A 20,119-nucleotide genomic window follows, 5' to 3' on the forward strand; every position below is an offset into this window, starting at 1 on the left:
ACTAAGCGGTAACTTATCTCTTCTCCGCCTGAGGGTACCCGGGTCTCCCCGGCGTCCTGAAGGCGCCCGGCCGGTGATGTGCGTCGCGCCCCCGGCGCCGCCGGGGCCCTCGGCCCGTAGCCCGAAAAGCCGTTCCCACCTGCACTGACGCACAAAACTTGAGTGGCGGTGACTCAGGTGAATTGCGCCGGGCGTGGTCGCCATGGCACTCTTGAGCCTGACCAGCTCAAGGCAGAGCATCTGATCCGGAGGATGGACAACATGGCACGTGCGGTCGGCATCGACCTGGGCACGACGAACTCTGTCGTCAGTGTTCTCGAGGGCGGTGAACCCAGCGTCATCACCAACGCCGAGGGCGCCAGGACCACGCCGTCCGTCGTCGCCTTCGCCAAGAACGGCGAGGTGCTCGTCGGCGAGGTCGCGAAGCGCCAGGCGGTCACCAACGTCGAGCGGACCATCCGGTCGGTCAAGCGCCACATGGGCACCGGCTGGAAGCAGCCGATCGACGAGAAGGAGTTCACCCCCCAGCAGATCTCCGCGTTCATCCTGCAGAAGCTGAAGCGGGACGCGGAGGCGTACCTGGGCGAGAAGGTGACCGACGCGGTCATCACCGTCCCGGCGTACTTCAACGACTCCGAGCGCCAGGCGACCAAGGAGGCCGGCGAGATCGCGGGCCTCAACGTCCTGCGCATCGTCAACGAGCCGACCGCCGCCGCCCTCGCCTACGGCATGGAGAAGGAAGACCAGACCATCCTGGTCTTCGACCTCGGCGGCGGCACCTTCGACGTCTCCCTGCTGGAGATCGGCGAGGGCGTCGTGGAGGTCCGGGCCACCAACGGTGACAACCACCTCGGTGGTGACGACTGGGACCAGCGCGTCGTCGACTACCTGGTCAAGCAGTTCCAGAACGGCCACGGCGTCGACCTGGCCAAGGACAAGATGGCGCTGCAGCGGCTCCGCGAGGCCGCCGAGAAGGCGAAGATCGAGCTGTCCTCGTCCTCCGAGACGACGATCAACCTGCCGTACATCACCGCCTCCGCCGAAGGCCCGCTGCACCTCGACGAGAAGCTGACCCGGGCGCAGTTCCAGCAGCTCACCCAGGACCTCCTGGAGCGCTGCAAGACGCCCTTCCACAACGTCATCAAGGACGCCCGCATCGACCTGGGCGAGATCGACCACGTGGTCCTCGTCGGCGGCTCCACCCGCATGCCGGCCGTCGCCGAGCTGGTCAAGGAGCTGACCAGCGGCAAGGAGGCCAACAAGGGCGTCAACCCGGACGAGGTCGTCGCCGTCGGCGCCGCCCTCCAGGCCGGCGTCCTCAAGGGCGAGGTCAAGGACGTCCTGCTGCTCGACGTCACCCCGCTGTCCCTCGGCATCGAGACCAAGGGCGGCATCATGACCAAGCTCATCGAGCGCAACACCACGATCCCGACGAAGCGTTCCGAGACCTTCACCACGGCCGAGGACAACCAGCCGTCGGTGCAGATCCAGGTCTTCCAGGGTGAGCGCGAGATCGCCGCGTACAACAAGAAGCTCGGGATGTTCGAGCTGACCGGCCTGCCGCCGGCCCCGCGGAACGTGCCGCAGATCGAGGTCACGTTCGACATCGACGCCAACGGCATCATGCACGTCGCCGCGAAGGACCTCGGCACGGGCAAGGAGCAGAAGATGACCGTCACCGGCGGCTCCGCGCTGCCGAAGGACGACATCGAGCGCATGATGCGCGACGCCGAGCAGTACGCGGAGGAGGACCACAAGCGCCGCGAGGCCGCCGAGACCCGCAACCAGGGCGAGCAGGTCGTCTACACCACCGAGAAGTTCCTCCAGGACAACGAGGACAAGGTGCCGGGCGACGTGAAGTCCGAAGTCGAGGCCGCGGTCGCCGACCTCAAGGAGGCGCTGAAGGGCGAGGACGCCGCGGCGATCCGCGAGGCGACGGAGAAGGCCGCGGCCACCAGCCAGAAGCTCGGTCAGGCGCTCTACGCCGACGCCCAGGCGTCCGGCCCCGCCGCCGCCGGTGGCGAGGGTGCACAGCAGGCGCAGAAGGACGCGCCCGCCGGCGCCGACGACGACGTCGTGGACGCCGAGATCGTGGACGACGACAAGCCCAAGGGTGGTGCCGCGTGACGGAGGAGACCCCGGGCTTCGAGGAGAAGCCCGACGTCCCCACCGACGCAAAGACAGCGGAGGCACAGCAGGGCGGCCCGGACGGCTCGCCCGCCGGCGCACGGCGCGCCGACGGAGCCGGGCCGGGTGCCACCGCCGGGAACGGGGACGCGAACAGCCCGCTTGCGGCTCGTCTGGACGAGACCCGCAAGGCGCTCGACGAGCGGACGAAGGACCTGCAGCGGCTCCAGGCGGAGTACCAGAACTACCGCCGGCGGGTCGAGCGGGACCGGGTGGCGGTCAAGGAGGTCGCGAACGCGAACCTGCTGACCGAACTGCTGCCCGTGCTCGACGACATCGGCCGGGCCCGGGACCACGAGGAACTGGTCGGCGGGTTCAAGTCGGTCGCCGAGTCGCTGGAGACCGTCGTGGCCAAGATGGGGCTCATGCAGTTCGGCAAGGAGGGCGAGCCCTTCGACCCGCTGATCCACGAGGCGCTGATGCACAGCTACTCGCCGGATGTGTCCGAGACGACGTGCGTGCAGATTCTCCAGCCTGGGTATCGGATCGGCGAGCGTACGATCCGCCCCGCGCGGGTCGCCGTGGCGGAGCCGCAGCCCGGGGCGTCGTCCGGGTCGCAGGGCAAGGAGGGCGAGAAGCCTGACGAGAAGCAGGCGGACGCGGACGACGGCGGACCGGAGTCCGCCGGCGCCGCGGACGGCGGCGGCTCGGACGCCACCGGATCCGCGAAGCCGGGGTCCGGCGGAGAGACGGACAACGGTGGCCCGGACGAGGGGTGACGCCGTAGCGGTCGCCGAGGGACGAGAGGAGGGACGCCGGGAATGAGTACCAAGGACTTCATCGAGAAGGACTACTACAAGGTTCTCGGCGTCCCGAAGGACGCCACCGAGGCCGAGATCAAGAAGGCGTACCGCAAGCTCGCCCGGCAGTACCACCCGGACGCCAACAAGGGCGACGCCGCGGCCGAGGAGCGCTTCAAGGAGGTCTCCGAGGCCAACGACGTGCTCGGCGACCCCCAGCGGCGCAAGGAGTACGACGAGGCGCGCACCCTCTTCGGCAACGGCGGCTTCCGCCCGGGGCCCGGCGGGGGCGGCGGCTCGTTCAACTTCGACCTGGGCGACCTCTTCGGCGGCTCGGGACCCGGCGCCCCCGGCGGCGCCGGCGGCCAGACCACCACCGGCGGCTTCGGCGGCGGCCTCGGCGACGTCTTCGGCGGGCTGTTCAACCGCGGCGGCGGGCGTACGCAGCCGCGCCGCGGCCAGGACATCGAGTCGGAGGTCACGCTCAGCTTCACGGAGGCCATCGAGGGCGCCACGGTCCCGCTGCGGATGTCGTCGTCGGCCCCCTGCAAGACGTGCGCCGGCACGGGTGACAAGAACGGCTCCCCGCGGGTCTGCCCGACCTGCGTGGGCACCGGTCAGGTCTCCCGCGGCGGCGGTGGCGGCTTCTCGCTGACCGACCCGTGCGTGGACTGCAAGGGCCGCGGGCTCATCGCCCAGGACCCCTGCGACGTCTGCAAGGGCAGCGGCCGCGCCAAGTCGTCCCGCACGATGCAGGTCCGCATCCCCGCGGGCGTGCAGGACGGGCAGCGGATCCGGCTGCGCGGCAAGGGCGGCCCGGGTGAACGCGGCGGCCCCGGCGGCGACCTGTACGTCGTCGTGCACGTCGACGGCCACCCGGTCTTCGGCCGCAAGGGCGACAACCTGCTGGTGACGGTCCCCGTCTCGTTCCCGGAGGCGGCCCTCGGCGCGGACATCAAGGTACCCACGCTCGGCGGCCCGCCGGTCACCCTGAAGCTGCCGCCGGGCACCCCCAACGGACGCACGATGCGCGCCCGGGGCAAGGGCGCGGTCCGCAAGGACGGCACGCGCGGGGACCTGCTCGTCACCGTCGAAGTGGCGGTGCCGAAGGAGACGGACGGCACGGCGCGCGAGTCGCTGGAGTCGTACCGGAAGGCGACCGCGGGCGAGGACCCGCGCGCGGAGCTGTTCAAGGCCGCGAAGGGAGCTTGACGACGATGAACGGCACAAACGGCGGACGCGGCGGTCCCCGCGGCCGCAACCCGTACGAGCTGACCGAGGAGACGCCGGTCTACGTCATCTCCGTAGCCGCCGAACTCTCGGGCCTGCACCCCCAGACCCTCCGCCAGTACGACCGCCTCGGCCTGGTCTCCCCGGACCGCACCGCGGGCCGCGGCCGGCGCTACTCGGCGCGCGACATCGCGCTGCTGCGGCAGGTCCAGGCGCTGAGCCAGGACGAGGGCATCAACCTGGCCGGGATCAAGCGGATCATCGAGCTGGAGACGCAGGTCGCGGCGCTGCAGGCGAAGGTGGCGGAGCTGACGGACGCGGTGGACGGCGCGGCGTCGGCGATGGCGCAGCGGGAGGCGCAGGTGCACGCGTCGTACCGGCGGGACCTGGTGCCGTACCAGCAGGTGCAGCAGACGAGCGCGCTGGTGGTGTGGAAGCCGAAGAAGAAGCGGGGCTGAGCCTTCGGCTCAGTCGGCGAGGTAGGAGACCTCCACGCGGGGCGGGAGCCCGGCGTGGAGGTTTCTCATGTGCGGGCGCAGGGAGACCTCGCGCAGGGTGCCGAGTCCGGCGAGCGGGGAGAGGTCCAGCGGGCCGTTGCCCGAAGGCAGGTCGAGCACGAGGTGGTCGAGCTGCGGGAAGAGGGAGGGAAACGGGCCCAGGTCGAGTTCGTCGGCGGGCCGGTCGTCGACCAGGCCGAGGAACGTGATGCCCGGCAGCGTGGCGTCGGCGGGGGCGACGGCCGGCAGGTCCAGCCGGCACCGCAGCCCTGCGAGCAGCGGGAGCGCGGCCAGCGCCGGCCAGTCGTCCGCGGTGGCCTCGTGCCGCCAGCCCAGGTAGACGGCGGCGAGCTCGGGGTGCTTGGCCAGGGGGCGCAGCCCGGAGGTGCGGGCGGTCAGCAGGTTGAGGGTCGTCAGCTCCGGCAGCGGCGGCAGGGTGTCGAGGTCGATCAGGTGCGTCCGCTCCGGCGACAGGGAGAGGAACTCCAGCCGCGGCAGTCCGGTGAGCAGTTCGGGGATGCTGTCGGCGAGGCCCGGTACCGCGTCCAGGATCAGGGTGCGCAGGGGCAGGCCGGCGAGGGCCGAGGCGTATTCCAGGCCGAGGCACTCGGTGAGCCGCAGTGTGCGCAGCTCGTCCTTGTCGCGCAGGAAGTCCAGGTCGCCCAGCGCGTGCTGGTTGCGGATGATCAGCTTGGTCAGGCGGAAGGTGGCGAGCACGTCGCGTAGCTCGTAGGGGTCGAGCGGACCGCCGCGAACGTCGACCATCGAGCGACCACCGAGCCTGCGCAGGGCCCGTAGCTCGGCATCGGAGGTGACGGTGAAGTACAGGTCTTCGGGGTCGAGGCGGTCGATGACCTCGTTCGCGTACTCCTCGGTGTCGAAGCGGTGCCAGGCCCAGGCGAGTTGCCGGCGTACGTCCAACGAGGGATGGGTGGCGTAGCGGGCGAGGAAGGGGATGGCGCGGTCCGAGTCCACGTGGCTGGCGGCTACGGCGACGAGGTCAGGGGCATCGGTCTCCTCCGGTCCCGGCAGCAACTCCAGCACCAGGGGACCGGCCGCGCCCAGCGCCCGTGCCTCCGGCGTCGTCGTCGGCGGGATCAGCGCCTCCGTCGCGCGCTCCACCGCCTCCCGTACCGCCGGCGCCAACTCCGCCGCGTGCTCCAGGCAGGCGGTCGCCAGCAGCCGGATGCGTACGCTCTCGACCCCGCCCTTCCGTTCCGCCGCCGCCAGCAGCTCCCGCAGGATCTCCTCGCGCTCCCGCGGCCGGGCCTGGGCCACCGCCATGCGGATGACGTCCTCCCACTGGTCGTCCGCCGCGTGCGCGGCCAGGACGCCGATGTCGCCCTCCTCCACCGCCGCACGCGCCCCCAGGTAGTCCTGGAACGTGCGGTGGACGAAGTCGACGGCGCCGGGGCCCGGTTCGCGGAGGAGGCCGCTGCGGTCGCGGAAGTGCTCCAGCACGGCCGCCGCGTCGCCCAGGGCCGCGACCTCCGGGACGGCGGGCAGGGCGGCGGCGACGAGGGATGCGGCGCGGTCGCGGTCCAGCTCCGTGCGGCCGTTGCGGATCAGCCAGTACGCGAGGCGTTGCAGCACCTGGAGCTGGGGTTCCTCGCGCAGGTCCGGGACGGCCATGTCGCGTTCGCGGTCGCGGCGGCTGAGCAGCATCGACAGGGCGGCCTCGTACAACTCCTTGCGCCCGCGCGGGAGGTGGCCGCGGCGGGCGCGGTTGAGGGCGCACATCAGGCCGCACATCAGCGGGTTGGTGGCCAGCCGGCCGAGGTCGGAGGTGTGCCGTACGGCGGCGGTGAGCTGCTGCTCGTACGCCGTGAGCCGGGCGTCGTCCGCCGCGGGGGCGCCGGTGCGTACGGCGGCGTGCCAGCGGGCGATGAAGCGGCCCAGGTCGGCGGGGCGCATGGGGGCGAGGGCCAGCTCGGTGAAGCCCTCGGCGGCGAGCCAGTCCTCGCCGACGGCGGAGGGGCGGGAGGTGACGAGCCAGCGGTTGCCGGGGTAGGCGTCGGCGAGATCGGAGAGCCAGCGGCGGGCGCGGTCGCGCTCGGCGCGGGGGACCTCGTCGATGCCGTCGACGAGGAGCAGCCCGCGGGGGGCGGTGAGCACGCGGTGCTCCCAGCCGTCGGGCTGCGCGCCGGCGAGAGGGCTGCCGGTGGCGTCGAGGAAGTCGCGGGGGGCGGGCAGGCGTTGGCCGTGCCGGGTGAGGGTGCGGAGGGGGAGGACGAAGGGGACGCGCCCGGCGAGGTAGTCCATGGCGTCCGCCGTGTGGGTGTCCGTGCCGGTGTCGGCGCGGGTGGCGGAGAGGGCGAGCCACTGCACGAGCGTGGTCTTGCCGGAGCCGGCGGCGCCGCGGAGGAGGACGCGGTCGTAGGCGGCGAGGGCCTGGTCGGCGGGGAGGACGGGGTCGGGGAGGGGGTCGGTGTCGTCGAAGGGGAACGGTGCCGGAGCGATCTGCGGCGAGGCGGCGGCCTCCAGCCGCAGATAGGCGACGTCCAGGGGCCACTTGGCTGGCGAGTCGGCGAGGTCGACGCCGTAGATGGTGAGCCGGCCGTGCTTCTTGGCGACGTACGCGAAGTACTCGCGCTCGAAGGCCGCGTCCTGTGCCCCGGGGAGGGGGGTGCGGGCGATGAGGGCGTCGAGGCGGGCGATCTGGTCGGCCTGGCGGCGGGACTGCTCGACGAGGGTGCGGGCGACGAAGGTGGAGCGCTGGCTGAAGAAGTGCAGGATGTGCAGGCAGGCGGCGTCGAGGAGGGCGTCGTGGAAGGAGGCGGCGTCGGCGGACAGGTCGCGAACGGGATCGCCGCCGCTCTGCGCCGCGGCGTGGCGGAGCCGGCGGGCGAGGGCTTCGGGACCGAGCCGGACGGCCTGGACGTCGTCGAGGTCGAGGTCGCCGAGGGCGGTGAGGCTCCGGGCGAGCGCGCCGGCGACGGCGGCGGCCTCGTCGGCGGCGACGGGGGCGTGCTCACCCGCGTCGCCGCGGAGGGCGCGCCGTACGAGCGTGTCGGCGAGCTTGCGCAGGTCGTCCTCGTCCAACTCACGCCGCTCACCCCGGAACGACACCAGCGCCGCCATCCGCACCGGCCGCCCCGCGAGCCCGGCCCCGGGGCCTTCGCTGCGGAACAGCCGCCGGACGAGGGGCGCCATGACGGCGGACGCGAGCCTGACGCCGACGGCTGCGGGTTCCATGCGGCAGACGATATAAGCGGGCGGCGACAGGTCACCGGCGGTGTTCGCCGAAGGTCTGGTTCGTGCGGTTATGCACACCCTCATCATCATGAATTTCAGGAAGATGATGCTGGGTTCGGGTGGAGTTGATACGGACGGTAAGCCAATGTTCTGGTGAAGAACGGGGGACAAGCCGCCGAACGTGGTGCACGTACGGCTCAGTCGGTCCGGGAGTTCATACAGTGAGGTCTCACGCTTCGGACAACACGGCGCGACAGGCTCCCCCGGTCGGTCTCGCGCTGCTCTCCGACCGGGAACGCGAGGTGCTCCTCCTGCTCGCCGACGGTCCGACCAACCGCCGGCTGGCGTCGCAACTGGGGGTGGCCGAGCGTACGGTCCGCGCCCACCTGACGAACATCTGCCGCAAGCTGAACGTGGAGTCCCGCGTCCAGGCCGCCCTGGTCGCCGACCGCCACCGCCGCGCCCTGCTGACGGCCGGCGCGGGCCCTGACCGGATTGCCCCAAGAGGCAATGGCCGGGGTCGCCACGTTCGTGAATGATGTGGGCGAGTGCCCTCCGGGGTGTCGCGGAGGCGACCTGCCATCGTCGTACGCGGGCGCCGGCGGCACCCCTCGGACGGAGGCGCCGGTGCGTTCGCTTCCCGGCCTCATACGCACCGGCGACTCCGTTCCTCCGCCGCCCGGGTCCGGCATCCGTCAGCCGTCGTCGACGATCCCGGAGCGCGCGAGCAGATAGCCGAGCTGGGTCCGGCTGTCACTCCCGAGCGCGGCGCCGAGCCGGGCGATATGGGCCCGGCAGGTACGGACGTTCATGCCGAGCCGCCGGGCGATGGCCTCGTCGAGGTGACCTTCGACGAGAAGCCGGGCGATGCTGCGCTGGACGCCGGTGATGCCTTCCTGGGTGTCGTGCTCGCGGAGCCGGCGTTCCCAGGGGACGCCGAGCTGCCAGAAGTGCTCGAAGATGGCGCGCAGGAACCAGACCAGGCCCGGGTGCCGGATCTCCATCGCCACCTCGCGGTTGGGCGTGGCGGGGATGAAGGCGATCCCGCGGTCGACGATGAGGAGCCGCTCGGGCATCTCCTCCAGGGTGCGTACCTCCAGCCCGGTGTCGCTCAGCTCGTCCAGGTAGGCGAGCTGAGCGGGGTGGTGGCGGTACGTGTGGTTGTACAACGTCCGCTGGGTGATGCCGCGTTCGCTCATCCGCCGTACGCGGTGGGTGGTGGTGCGCATCGTCACGGGGTTCCAGTTGGTCCGGCCGCTGGCCGGCTGGATGGCGAGGAACTGCTCCGTGCAGTTCTCCAGCGCATGCACGAGTGCGGCGTCGATCCGCTCCTTCCCCGCCCAGACGGTGAACGCGGCCGTGGCGGGGTCGTCCGGATCGAGCGACGTCACCTGCTCGACCGTGTCGGCGAGCGCGGTCACGAAGAGCCGGTACTCGCTCAGCTCCCGTTCCAGGGGCTCGGCGAGCCCGGCGAGCGCCTGTGTCGGAGGCGTCGGCACCAGCCAGTCGGTGTCGCCGGGCTCGGGGCGTAAGAGGTCCAGGTCGAGGAGGCAGGGCGCGGTCGCCGTCGCCTCATGTGAGATGCGGCCGGAGCGCAGGGCAGAGGCGTAGAGCTTCCTGCCCGGGTCGCAGAGGCCGGTGGTGTGGTGGGGGTGGGCCATGGGTGCGCTCAAGTCTCCTCGAGAATGCCGGAGCGGGCGATGAGATAACCCAGTTGGGCACGGCTGTTGCTGCCCAGCATGGAAGCGAGCTTGGCGATGTGGGCGCGGCAGGTGCGGACGTTCATGCCGAGGCGGCGTGCGATGTTCTGGTCGAGGTGGCCCTCGACGAGGAGCCTCGCGATGCTGCGTTGCACACCGGTGATGCCCTCGTGGGTGGCCTCCATGTAGGCCGCCTTGTCCATGGGGGTGGCCAGCTGCCAGAACTGCTCGAAGGCGCCCACGAGGTAGGCAACGGCCCCCGGGTGCCGGATTTCCAGGGCGACCTGGCGGTCCGGCTGAGCAGGTACGAAGGCCACCTTGCGGTCGACGACGATCAGCCGCTCGACGATTTCTTCGAGGGTTCTGACCTCCACGCGCTGCGGGCCGACGAACCGCAGGTACGCCAGGGTCATCGGGGCTTCGCGAGCCGCGTGCTGGTACATGCTCCGCATCCGGACGCCGCGCTCGACCAGTGGCCTCACCCGTCTCAGGGCCTCGCCGAGGGCGCGGGCGCCGCGCGAGGACGCCTCGGGCTGGACGGTGAGCAGTTCGTCGAAGCACTCACTGACGGCCAGATCCAGGGCGGCGTTGATCGTGCCGAGGCCCTCCAGGACGGTGACGGGAGAGGAGATCGCGGCCGCTTCGGCGCTGATCTCGATGAACCGTCCGAAGGACTCGGCCAGGTCCGCAGCGTGCTGCTGCTTCTCCCTGATGTCCTGCTCGTGAGCGAGCATGAGTTGCGTCATGGCGTCGGATGCGGAGACGGGTAGCAGCCACTGCCGGTCGTCGGGGTCGGGTTGCAGGAGCGCGAGGTCGATGAGGCAGGGCACGGACTGCACCGCCGACCGGGCGATACGGCCGACGCCGAGGGCGTCGGCGTATACGTCCTGGGCTGCCTGGCACGGCTCGTCGGGCCCGTGGATGTGTTCGTGCCTGCTGGACATCTCAGTACTCTCCCGGGCGTGGCGTCCGTGATCAAGATCGGTCGAGCATGCCGGAGCGGGCGATGAGGTAACCGAGTTGGGTCCGCCCGTTGCTGCCGAGCGCGGTGGCAAGTTTGGCGATGTGACCTCGGCAGGTACGGACGTTCATGCCGAGCCGGTCGGCGATGACCTCGTCTACGTGGCCCTCGATGAGCAGCTTGGCGATGCTGCGCTGTATCCCGGTGATGCCGTCCGGCTCTGCGGGGTCGTAGTGCACCTCTTCCTCAAGGGGGGTGGCGTGCAGCCAGAGGTGCTCGAAAAGGCCGATGAGGTAGGCGACGAGGCCCGGGTGGCGCACCTCCAGGGCGGCTTGGCGGTTGGAGTTCACCGGCAGGTCGCGTTGCGCGGGGATGAAAGCGACCTTCCGGTCGATGATGATCAGCCGGTCGACAAGCTCCTCAAGGGTCCGCAGCTCCATGCGGTCCGAGCCCACGCGTTCCTGGTAGGCGAGCAGTCCGTAGCTGTGCCGCGCGGTGTGCTGGTAGAGGCTTCGTATGTGGACGCCGCGGTCGATCAGCGGACGTACCCGATCCACCGCGCGGTTCAGCAGTTCTGCGGAGCGTTGCCCTCCGGGCTGTACGGTCAGGAGTTCCTTCGCGCACGCCTCCGTGGCGCGGCCGATGGTTGCGTCGATGTGATCGACGCCGTCCAGCTCCGTGATGGCGCGACTGACCGTAGGGTGCTCTTCACTGATGGCGAGGAACGGTTCGAAGGCGCCGGCCAGCGCGAGGGTCTGTTCTCTGCGTTCCAGGATCTCCCGTTCGAGGGGGTGTTCAAGCCGGGCCAGCACCGCGGACGGAGGAGCGGGACGGAGCCGCTGCGGATCGTCGGGATCCGGGTGAAGCAGCCTCAGGTCCATCAGACACGGTGCGACTTCTCCTTCGGACCGGGCGATGCAACCGGCTCGGAGCGCCCTGGCATAAAGCTCCGCGCCTGCCTCACACAGGTCCGCGTATCCGTGCATGTGGTCTGGTTCGCCATGATTAACACCCATTTATCCGTCCCACAGGAAGCTGAGATTCAGGAACATGATGCAATGCGGAGGTGGTTAACGGCTCCCACGTGCGGCACCTTCTTCTCAGGGAAGCGAATCAAGGAAGGCCGGGACTACCCATGAGGGCGTTGATTGGGTGGGTTGTCGCGCTGGCTGCAGCAGTCTCGATCGGGCTTGCGGCCAACTCTCAAGCTGAACCGCAAGTTGGTGAGCCCGGGAGTGAAACTTCCGCGGCGACGCTGGCGCCACAACAAGACCCCATATGGAATTGAACCTGAACGAGGTGTAGGGAAGCAGACAACGCAGACACAGGTATGGCGATGACTTCAGACGACCGCCGAAAGATGGAGAACCATTGGTACTCCATCGATCTCGCTACGGCGGTTCCCCGACCCGGGGACAGGATGGCGGTAGCCCTGCTGGGTGAGCCGATCACCATCCTTCGTGACCGGGGCGGGAGCGTCCGGGCCTTCCGCCGGAGGCCAAGGCGCTATGTACGCTGCGTGGTGCGCTGCGGCGTGATCTTCGTCAATCTTGGCGAAGAGGATCACGTCCCCGTAGCAGCCGACGGCGTACCTGATAGCGAGAGCAACACCCCCCACTGTGCCTGACCGGGCGGTATCCCCCGTGTCCAGATCGCCCGAAGGCACACCAGCGGTGCCATCGCGGACGCAACCCCGCGATGGCACCGCTTTTGCGTGTGCCTGCGCGCATGCTTAGGGGTCGGCGGTCGTGTCGCGATCGCCGGTAGCCGGTGCCGGGTTGGAGTTGAGTGGAGTAGACTCAACTTAGCTTACGTCGCCTCAGGCACGCCGAGTGCGGGCCGAGGTGTACCCCACGACCGGCACCCCGGCAAGGAGGAGCACACAGCAGTGGACGCGGAGCTGACCAACAAGAGCCAGGAAGCGATCGCCGGCGCCAACAGCCGCGCGGTGTCCGGCGGGAATCCGGACATCACCCCCGTACACCTGCTGCTCGCGCTGCTCGACGTGGCGGACAACGAGAACCTCCAGGATCTGCTGGCCGCCGTCGACGCCGACCAGGCCGCCGTGCGGTCCGGGGCCGAGGCGCTGCTCGGCGGGTTGCCCCGGGTGCAGGGGGCCACCGTGTCGCCGCCGCAGGCGGACCGGGAGCTGCTGGCCGCCGTGGCCGATGCCGCCGCGCGGGCGCGGAAGCTCGACGATCAGTACGTGTCGACCGAGCATCTGCTCATCGGGGTCGCCGCCGAGGGCGGGGCGGCCAAGGAGCTGCTGAAGCAGCAGGGGGCGAGCGCCAAGGCGCTCGTGCAGGCGTTCGAGAAGATCCGCGGCGACCGGCGCGTGACCACGAAGAACCCCGAGAGCACGTATCAGGCGCTGGGCAAGTTCGGCACCGATCTGACCGCAGCCGCACGCGAGGGCAAGCTCGATCCCGTGATCGGGCGGGATCCGGAGATCCGCCGCGTCGTGCAGGTGCTCTCCCGGCGTACGAAGAACAACCCCGTCCTCATCGGCGAGCCCGGCGTCGGCAAGACCGCCGTCGTCGAGGGGCTCGCGCAGCGGATCGTGAAGGGGGACGTACCGGAGAGCCTCAAGAACAAGCGGCTCGTCGCGCTCGACCTCGGCGCGATGGTCGCCGGGGCGAAGTACCGGGGCGAGTTCGAGGAGCGGCTGAAGACCGTGCTCGCCGAGATCCGGGAGAGCGAAGGCCAGGTCATCACCTTCATCGACGAGCTGCACACCGTCGTGGGCGCCGGCGCGGGCGGCGAGTCCGCCATGGACGCCGGCAACATGCTGAAGCCCATGCTCGCGCGCGGCGAGCTGCGCATGGTCGGCGCGACGACCCTCGACGAGTACCGCGAGCGGATCGAGAAGGACGCCGCCCTGGAGCGCCGGTTCCAGCAGGTGCTCGTCGCCGAGCCCACCGTCGAGGACACCATCGCCATCCTCCGCGGCCTCAAGGGGCGCTACGAGGCCCACCACAAGGTCGTCATCGCGGACTCCGCGCTCGTCGCCGCCGCGACCCTCTCCGACCGCTACATCACCTCCCGCTTCCTCCCGGACAAGGCCATCGACCTCGTCGACGAGGCCGCCTCCCGGCTCCGGATGGAGATCGACTCCTCGCCCACCGAGATCGACGAGCTGCAGCGCGCCGTCGACCGCCTCCGGATGGAGGAGCTGGCGCTGAAGAACGAGTCCGACGTGGCCTCCCGCGAGCGCCTGGAGCGGCTGCAGCGCGACCTCGCCGACAAGGAGGAGGAGCTGCGCGGCCTCACCGCCCGCTGGGAGAAGGAGAAGCAGGGCCTCAACCGCGTCGGCGAGCTGAAGGAGAGGCTGGACGAGCTGCGCGGCACCGCCGAGCGCGCGCAGCGCGACGGCGACTTCGACACCGCTTCCAAACTCCTCTACGGCGAACTGCCCGCCCTCGAACGCGAGCTGGAGGAGGCGTCCGCCGCCGAGGAGGAGGTCAAGCGGGACACGATGGTCAAGGAGGAGGTCGGCTCCGACGACATCGCCGACGTCATCTCCTCCTGGACCGGCATCCCCGCCGGGCGGCTGCTGGAGGGCGAGACGCAGAAGCTGCTCCGTATGGAGGAGGAGCTGGGCAGGCGGCTCATCGGCCAGGACACGGCCGTACGGGCCGTCTCCGACGCCGTACGCCGCACCCGTGCCGGCATCGCCGACCCCAACCGGCCGACGGGCTCGTTCCTCTTCCTCGGCCCCACCGGCGTCGGCAAGACCGAGCTGGCCAAGGCGCTGGCCGACTTCCTCTTCGACGACGAGCGGGCCATGGTCCGCATCGACATGAGCGAGTACGGCGAGAAGCACTCCGTCTCCCGCCTGGTCGGCGCGCCCCCGGGGTACATCGGGTACGAGGAGGGCGGTCAGCTCACGGAGGCCGTACGGCGGCGTCCGTACTCGGTGATCCTGCTGGACGAGATGGAGAAGGCGCACAACGAGGTCTTCGACATCCTGCTGCAGGTGCTGGACGACGGGCGGCTGACGGACGGTCAGGGTCGTACGGTCGACTTCCGCAACACCATCCTCATCCTCACCTCCAACCTCGGCTCCACCTTCCTCGTCGATCCGATGATCAAGGACGAGCAGAAGCGGGAGGGGGTGCTGGAGACGGTGCGGAAGGTCTTCCGGCCCGAGTTCCTCAACCGGCTCGACGACCTCGTCGTCTTCAACGCACTCGGCGGCGACCAGCTCAAGCGCATCGCCGCCATCCAGATCGCCCATCTGCAGGAACGGCTCGCCGAGCGCCGGCTCACGCTGGAGGTCAGCGACGCGACGCTCGCCTGGCTCGCCCGCCTGGGCGTCCCGGAGGACGAGCCGGCGCCCGACCTCAGCTACGGCGCACGGCCGCTGCGGCGGCTGGTGCAGACGGCGATCGGGGACCAGCTCGCGAAGGAGATCCTGGCGGGCGAGGTGCGGGACGGGGACACGGTGCGCGTGGAGGTGTTCGGGGACCGGCTGCTGGTCGGCGCTGCTCCGGCGTAGCGAGTTGTCCACAGGGTGTCGTCGCCGGGTTGCGGGCACGGGCCCCCGGTGGGGGAGGATGGGCGCCGAACCGTTCGAAGGGAACCCCACGTGAGCATCGACCCGTCCTCGATCCCGAACTTCGGGGGCCAGCAGCCCGAATCCCGCGGCAACGGTGGCCCGCAGGGGCCGATCGTGCCCGACCAGGATCTGGTCAAGCAGCTCCTGGACCAGATGGAGCTGAAGTACGTCGTCGACGAGGAGGGGGACCTCGCGGCGCCGTGGGAGCAGTTCCGTACGTACTTCATGTTCCGCGGCGAGGACGAGCAGCAGCTCTACTCGGTACGGACCTTCTACGACCGGCAGCACTCGCTGGACGACAAGCCGGAGCTGCTGGAGGCCATCGACGACTGGAACCGGCGCACGCTGTGGCCGAAGGTCTACACGCACACGCACGACGACGGCTCGGTCCGGCTCATCGGCGAGGCGCAGATGCTGATCGGCACGGGCGTGGCGCTGGAGCACTTCGTGTCGAGCACCGTGAGCTGGGTGCGGGCGTCGATCGAGTTCGACAAGTGGCTGGTGGAGACGCTGGGGCTGCAGCAGGAGCTGGACAGCGACGAGCCGGGCGAGGGCGACGGCGAGGACGGGCCCGACGACGCGGGGGACAAGGGGCCGAAGGAGAGCTGAGGTCGCGGCGGTCGGGCACGGCGGGTGGGCCGTGCGCGGCGGTTTGCCGGAGCGGCGGTCAGGTTTCCGTCAGGGCGGTCCGCAGCGTCTCGTACGCGCGGGTGCCCGGCGTGACGGGTGCGTAGTGGCCGGTGCCGGGCAGCTCCCGCAACTGTGCGCCCACGGCGCGGGCGTAGCGGCGGGACAGCTCCACCGGTACGTCGGCGTCCGCCTCGCCGTGGAGCAGCACGACCGGCGCCGCCGGGGCCGGCATCCGCATCGGGTCCGTCTCGTCGAGCCGCTCCGCCACGCGCTCGGCGCCGCCGAGGAGCCCGGCGACGGCGCCGTCGCTGAGGCCCAGTTCGTGGGCGCGGGCCAGGTCCGCGACCGGGGCGATGCCGACGACGCGGGAGACGGCGGTGGGGCACCGCGAGGCGGCCCACAGCGCGAGGTGGCCGCCCGCGGAGTGCCCGGCGAGCACCACGGGCCCGGCCCCGGGCAACGCGGCGAGCGCGGGCGGCAGATCGTCGAACGTCGCGGGGAACCCCCCGCCGCCGTCGGCCCACGAGGCCGCGCCCGCAGTGGCTCGGCTGCCGGCGTCCGCTGCCGCGCCCGCGACTGCCGTGCCGTCCGTGGCGGGCCGGCCGTCCGCGGCGGTGCCGGCGCCCGCGCCCGCCGCAGGTGACCGCGTACCCACGCGGCGGTACTCGATCAGCGCCACGCACCCGTTCAGGTCCTTCGCCAGCGCCGCCGCCAGCGGCGTCAGGTACGTGCGGTCGTAGCGTTCCCGCCAGAAGCCGCCGTGCAGGAGGGCCACCAACGGCCGGGCCACGGGGTCCCCGTACAAGTCGACGACCTGCGACGGGTGGTTCCCGTACGCCAGCGTGCGGGTGGGCGCGACGCGCTTCAGGGCGAACAGGGCGCGGGCTTCGTCGTCCAGTTCGTCAACGGCGGTCATCCAGCACCTCTCCCAAGACTCCGGCAGCGCGGTATATGTCCGAGAACGAGGTATACAGCGGCGTCACGCCGAAACGGAGCACATCCGGCGGCCGGAAGTCGCCGACCACGCCGCGCGCGATCAGCTCGCCCATCACCGTCTCCGCGCCCGCGCACCGCAGCGCGACCTGGCTGCCGCGCTCGGCGTGCGGCAGCGGGGTCAGCGGCGTGAGCGACGGCCCGCCGGGGAGGGCCGCGACGCACTCCAGGAAGAAGTCCGACAGCGCCAGGCTCTTCTCCCGTACCGCCTCGATCGCGACGCCGTCCCACACCCCCAGCGCCGCCTCCAGCGCCAGCATCGACAGGATGTCCGGCGTTCCGACGCGCCCGCGCACCGCGCCGTCCGCCGGCCGGTAGCCGGCGGACATCGCGAAGGGGTCGGCGTGGGAGTTCCAGCCGGGCAGCGGGGAGTCGAAGCGGGACTGGAGGTCGCGCCGTACGTAGAGGTACGCGGGCGACCCCGGGCCGCCGTTGAGGAACTTGTACGTGCACCCCACCGCCAGGTCCACCCCGTGCTCGTCGAGCCCGACCGGCAGCGCACCGGCGCTGTGGCACAGGTCCCACACGGCGAGCGCGCCCACCGCGTGCAGCGCGGCGGTGGTGCCGGGCAGGTCGTGGAGCCGGCCGGTGCGGTAGTCGACGTGGTTGACCAGCGCGAGGGCGGTCCGCGGTCCCGCGGTGGCGGCGATCTCGTGCGGCTCCACGGCCCGAAGCGCGCAGCCGGTCAGCCGGGCGGCGGACTCGGCGACATAGCCGTCGGTGGGGAACGTCGTCGCGTCGACCAGCACCTCGTCCCGGGCCGCCCCCGCACCGGACTGCGCGACGCGCACCCCGGCGACGACGGCCTTGAGGACGTTGACGCTGGTGGAGTCGCCGACGACCACCTGCCCCGGCGCGGCACCAAGCAGCGGCGCGATCCGGTCGCCGATCCGCTCCGGTGCGGTCCACCAGCCGGACTCCGTCCACGACCGGATCCGCAGCGTCCCCCACTCCCGCGCCACGACGTCCGCGACCCGGGCGGGGACGGCGGCCGGGAGGGCGCCGAGGGAGTTGCCGTCGAGGTAGACGACCGGCGGCCCGGCGGCCGCGGCGCCGGACGGCTCCGCCCCGGACGGCTCCGCCTCGTCGAGGACGAACTCCGCTCGCTTCGCCCGCAGCGGGTCCGCCAGGTCCAGCTCCGCCGCCCGCTTCGCCAGCCCCGTGAACTCCACCGCCGGCCCGCCACCGGCCGGGGCCGCGCCCGGCGCGTACGCCTCAGACATGGCTGCGCGCCGTCCACAGCTCGGGGAACACCTGCTTGGCCGCACGCTTCTCCAGCCACGACACCCCGGCCGAGCCGCCCGTGCCGACCTTCCCGCCCATCGCGCGGCGGGTGGCCACCAGGTGGTCGTTGCGCCAGCGCCACACCAGCTCGGCGATGTCCGTCAGCACCTCGCCGAGTTTGATCAGACCGGAGTCCTGCGGGCCCGCGTAGACCGCCGCCCACGCGGCCTCGACCTCGGGGTGCGCCTCGTACCGCAGCGTCGGGTCCCGGTCCAGGACGGCGGCGGACAGACGGTGGCCCTTCGCGTCCAGATAGCGCAGCACCTCGTCGTAGAGGCTGGGCTCGCCGAGCTGCTTCTCCAGCTCGTCGTGCACCCGCGGGGCGCCGCGGTGCGGCACGAGCATCGACGCGGACTTCTCGCCGAGCAGGAACTCCATCCGCCGGTACATCGCCGACTGGAAACCCGAGCCCTCGCCGAGGGCGGCGCGGTAGGAGTTGAACTGCCGCGGCGTGAGCCGCGCCAGCGGCTCCCAGGACGCGTTCAGCGAGCGCAGCTCGTACGTGCTGCGCCGCAGCGCCGCCAGTGCCACCGGCAGGTCGTCGCGGCGCAGCGCCTCGGCGGCGGTCTCCCACTCGTGTACGACGACGGTGAACCACAGCTCCATGACCTGCGTGGTCACCAGGAAGACCAGCTCGCCGGGGTCGTCCGAGAGCGGGTGCTGCAGATGGGTGAGGACGTCCGCCTGGACGTAGTCCTCGTACGGAGTGGTGCCCCGGAAGTCGAGGTTCGGGGGCTGGTGTCCGTCCGGCTGAGGGCCGTCGGGGTGATTCCCGTCAGGGTGGTGCCCGTCGGGCTGGTGGGCCGGGGTCTGGTGACCGCCGGTCTCCGCGGGCAGGGGGTTGTGAGCACGGCTTTCCATGAGCTGTCTCCCACACAAGAGCCACCGGGTAGCGGTCCGCCCCTTCCTGCAGGCAACAGGGCCCCGGTCCCCTCGGGTACGGCCGCATCCGGTGTGCCGTACCCACTTCGCATCATCCGCGGCACGGCGGCGGGAGGCAAGAGCGGCCGCCCCGGCCGGCCTCGGCCCGTCAGGACAGGGTTGCCGCCGCGGTCGGCGAGCTGTCGCGCAGGAACGTGCTGCACCGCTCGTGCTCCTCGGTCTCCCCGATGGCCTGCGCCGCGCGGGCGAGCGCGGCGAGGGCGCGCAGGAAGCCGCGGTTCGGCTCGTGCTCCCACGGCACCGGGCCGTGGCCCTTCCAGCCGTTGCGGCGCAGGGCGTCCAGCCCGCGGTGGTAGCCCGTGCGCGCGTACGCGTACGACTCGACGGCGCGGCCGGCCTCGAAGGCCTCGTCCGCGAGCTGTGCCCAGGCCAGCGAGGACGCCGGGAACTTCGCCGCGACTTCGGACGGGTCGGCGCCGCTCGCGAGCAGGTCGCGCGGCCCCGGGTCCTCGGGCAGGTAGGTGGGGGGTGGGCCGCCGAGGAGGTTCTCGTGAATCGCCATGGGCTCCAGCCTGCCACGACCGGGTCAGCCGGTGACCGCCGCGGTCGGCATGGACCGCGGTTCCCGGCCCAGCCCTCACCACGGAGAGCCGGGCCTGCCTGGTCGATGCGAGGTGACCGGCTGCTCGCCGGCCGGCCGTCGTCGCACCGAAATTTCGAGGACGGATTCGGCGACGCGTGGCGTGTCTCCACCAGGTAGTGCCGGAAAACGGTTAGAAAGGGCACCAACTGGTGTGATGACTGGTATTCACACTCAAAACACAGAAAGTAGGGACGCATGCGCAAGCTTCGTCAGGCCGTGGTTGTGGGCGCGATGCTCGGCAGCATCTCCATGCTCGGCGCCGGTGTGGCCGCCGCCGACGACACCACGGAGGCCGCGGCCCCGCAGGGTGCCACCTCGACCGAGGGCACGACGGCTGCCCCCAAGTCGGCGCCCAAGGGCAAGCACGACAAGGGTGACGACTACAAGATCACCACGGTCATCGAGTGCGACCAGAAGATCGACAACAGCGAGAAGACGTACCAGAACGGCCTCGTCAACCTGGGCGACGTCACCGTGCCGATCCTGGGCTCCGGTAACGCCGACTCGACCTCGAACCAGAACATCTGCGGCATCGACAACGACAAGAACTACAGCGGCAGCGAGGCCGAGACCGAGAACGAGGGCGACCTGCTGGACCTCCTCTGAGGTTTGTTGATCC

General features: G+C 71.3%; 16 protein-coding genes. 8 read left to right on the plus strand and 8 right to left on the minus strand.

Features of this window, described 5'->3' with window-relative positions; all coding sequences use genetic code 11:
* The first annotated feature begins 261 nt into the window (after positions 1-261).
* The 4 genes from dnaK to ABGA99_RS18045 are packed head-to-tail and all read left to right on the plus strand — an operon-like array spanning position 262 to position 4,615.
* Positions 262-2,127 (plus strand): molecular chaperone DnaK, encoded by a 1,866-nt coding sequence (dnaK, locus tag ABGA99_RS18030; protein WP_347578189.1) that lies wholly within the window; start codon positions 262-264, stop codon positions 2,125-2,127.
* The gene (gene grpE / locus ABGA99_RS18035; RefSeq protein WP_347578190.1) at positions 2,124-2,906 is read left to right on the plus strand and encodes a nucleotide exchange factor GrpE; all 783 of its coding nucleotides are present in this window, start codon (positions 2,124-2,126) and stop codon (positions 2,904-2,906) included. Before dnaK ends, grpE begins: the two co-directional genes overlap by 4 nt.
* A 42-nt stretch (positions 2,907-2,948) precedes the next feature.
* Positions 2,949-4,139, plus strand: a complete 1,191-nt coding sequence (gene dnaJ / locus ABGA99_RS18040) for a molecular chaperone DnaJ (protein ID WP_347578191.1) — start codon at positions 2,949-2,951, stop codon at positions 4,137-4,139.
* 5 nt (positions 4,140-4,144) lie between these two features.
* The gene (locus ABGA99_RS18045; protein WP_347578192.1) at positions 4,145-4,615 is read left to right on the plus strand and encodes a helix-turn-helix domain-containing protein; all 471 of its coding nucleotides are present in this window, start codon (positions 4,145-4,147) and stop codon (positions 4,613-4,615) included.
* Positions 4,616-4,624: 9 nt separating this feature from the next.
* Here the strand turns inward: ABGA99_RS18045 and ABGA99_RS18050 are convergent, their stop codons facing one another.
* Entirely contained in the window at positions 4,625-7,849 is a 3,225-nt protein-coding gene (locus tag ABGA99_RS18050; protein ID WP_347582997.1) for an NACHT domain-containing protein, read from the minus strand.
* A gap of 221 nt (positions 7,850-8,070) precedes the next feature.
* Between ABGA99_RS18050 and ABGA99_RS18055 the strand changes: the two genes are divergently transcribed.
* On the plus strand, positions 8,071-8,388 hold the full coding sequence (locus ABGA99_RS18055) for a LuxR C-terminal-related transcriptional regulator (protein ID WP_347578194.1): 318 nt from the start codon (positions 8,071-8,073) through the stop codon (positions 8,386-8,388).
* 156 nt (positions 8,389-8,544) lie between these two features.
* Here ABGA99_RS18055 and ABGA99_RS18060 read toward each other — a convergent pair whose 3' ends face one another.
* Genes ABGA99_RS18060 through ABGA99_RS18070 form a run of 3 tightly spaced genes read right to left on the minus strand, consistent with a single transcriptional unit; the run spans position 8,545 to position 11,391 of the window.
* Positions 8,545-9,510, minus strand: a complete 966-nt coding sequence (locus ABGA99_RS18060; RefSeq protein WP_347578231.1) for a helix-turn-helix transcriptional regulator — start codon at positions 9,508-9,510, stop codon at positions 8,545-8,547.
* An 8-nt stretch (positions 9,511-9,518) separates the two neighbouring features.
* Positions 9,519-10,493, minus strand: a complete 975-nt coding sequence (locus ABGA99_RS18065) for a helix-turn-helix transcriptional regulator (RefSeq protein WP_347578195.1) — start codon at positions 10,491-10,493, stop codon at positions 9,519-9,521.
* A 31-nt stretch (positions 10,494-10,524) separates the two neighbouring features.
* A complete protein-coding gene (locus tag ABGA99_RS18070) occupies positions 10,525-11,391 on the minus strand; it encodes a hypothetical protein (RefSeq protein ID WP_347578196.1) in 867 nt (288 codons plus the stop codon).
* Positions 11,392-12,398: 1,007 nt separating this feature from the next.
* On the opposite strand from ABGA99_RS18070, the gene clpB reads away from it, so the two are divergent.
* Complete coding sequence (gene clpB / locus ABGA99_RS18075) at positions 12,399-15,008, plus strand: ATP-dependent chaperone ClpB (protein ID WP_347578197.1); 2,610 nt, start codon at positions 12,399-12,401, stop codon at positions 15,006-15,008.
* Positions 15,009-15,098: 90 nt separating this feature from the next.
* Entirely contained in the window at positions 15,099-15,677 is a 579-nt protein-coding gene (locus ABGA99_RS18080; protein ID WP_347578198.1) for a YbjN domain-containing protein, read from the plus strand.
* 58 nt (positions 15,678-15,735) lie between these two features.
* On the opposite strand, the gene ABGA99_RS18085 is transcribed toward ABGA99_RS18080, so the two are convergent.
* The 4 genes from ABGA99_RS18085 to ABGA99_RS18100 all read right to left on the minus strand — a co-directional run bounded on the left by ABGA99_RS18085 (position 15,736) and on the right by ABGA99_RS18100 (position 19,419).
* Positions 15,736-16,614 carry an alpha/beta hydrolase-fold protein gene (locus ABGA99_RS18085; protein ID WP_347582998.1) on the minus strand — a complete coding sequence of 293 codons (879 nt, stop codon included), beginning with the start codon at positions 16,612-16,614 and terminating at the stop codon, positions 15,736-15,738.
* The gene (gene kynU / locus ABGA99_RS18090; protein WP_347582999.1) at positions 16,601-17,914 is read right to left on the minus strand and encodes a kynureninase; all 1,314 of its coding nucleotides are present in this window, start codon (positions 17,912-17,914) and stop codon (positions 16,601-16,603) included. Before kynU ends, ABGA99_RS18085 begins: the two co-directional genes overlap by 14 nt.
* Positions 17,907-18,836: a tryptophan 2,3-dioxygenase family protein gene (locus ABGA99_RS18095; protein ID WP_347578201.1), complete on the minus strand. Its 930-nt coding sequence runs from the start codon at positions 18,834-18,836 to the stop codon at positions 17,907-17,909. The genes kynU and ABGA99_RS18095 overlap by 8 nt, the downstream gene beginning before the upstream one ends.
* Positions 18,837-19,005: 169 nt before the next feature.
* Positions 19,006-19,419 (minus strand): DUF3151 domain-containing protein, encoded by a 414-nt coding sequence (locus ABGA99_RS18100; protein WP_347578202.1) that lies wholly within the window; start codon positions 19,417-19,419, stop codon positions 19,006-19,008.
* Between the two features lie 276 nt (positions 19,420-19,695).
* Between ABGA99_RS18100 and ABGA99_RS18105 the strand changes: the two genes are divergently transcribed.
* Positions 19,696-20,106: a hypothetical protein gene (locus ABGA99_RS18105; RefSeq protein WP_347578203.1), complete on the plus strand. Its 411-nt coding sequence runs from the start codon at positions 19,696-19,698 to the stop codon at positions 20,104-20,106.
* Positions 20,107-20,119: the final 13 nt, after the last annotated feature.

Source organism: Streptomyces sp. B5E4, assembly GCF_039871555.1.
Taxonomy (GTDB): domain Bacteria; phylum Actinomycetota; class Actinomycetes; order Streptomycetales; family Streptomycetaceae; genus Streptomyces.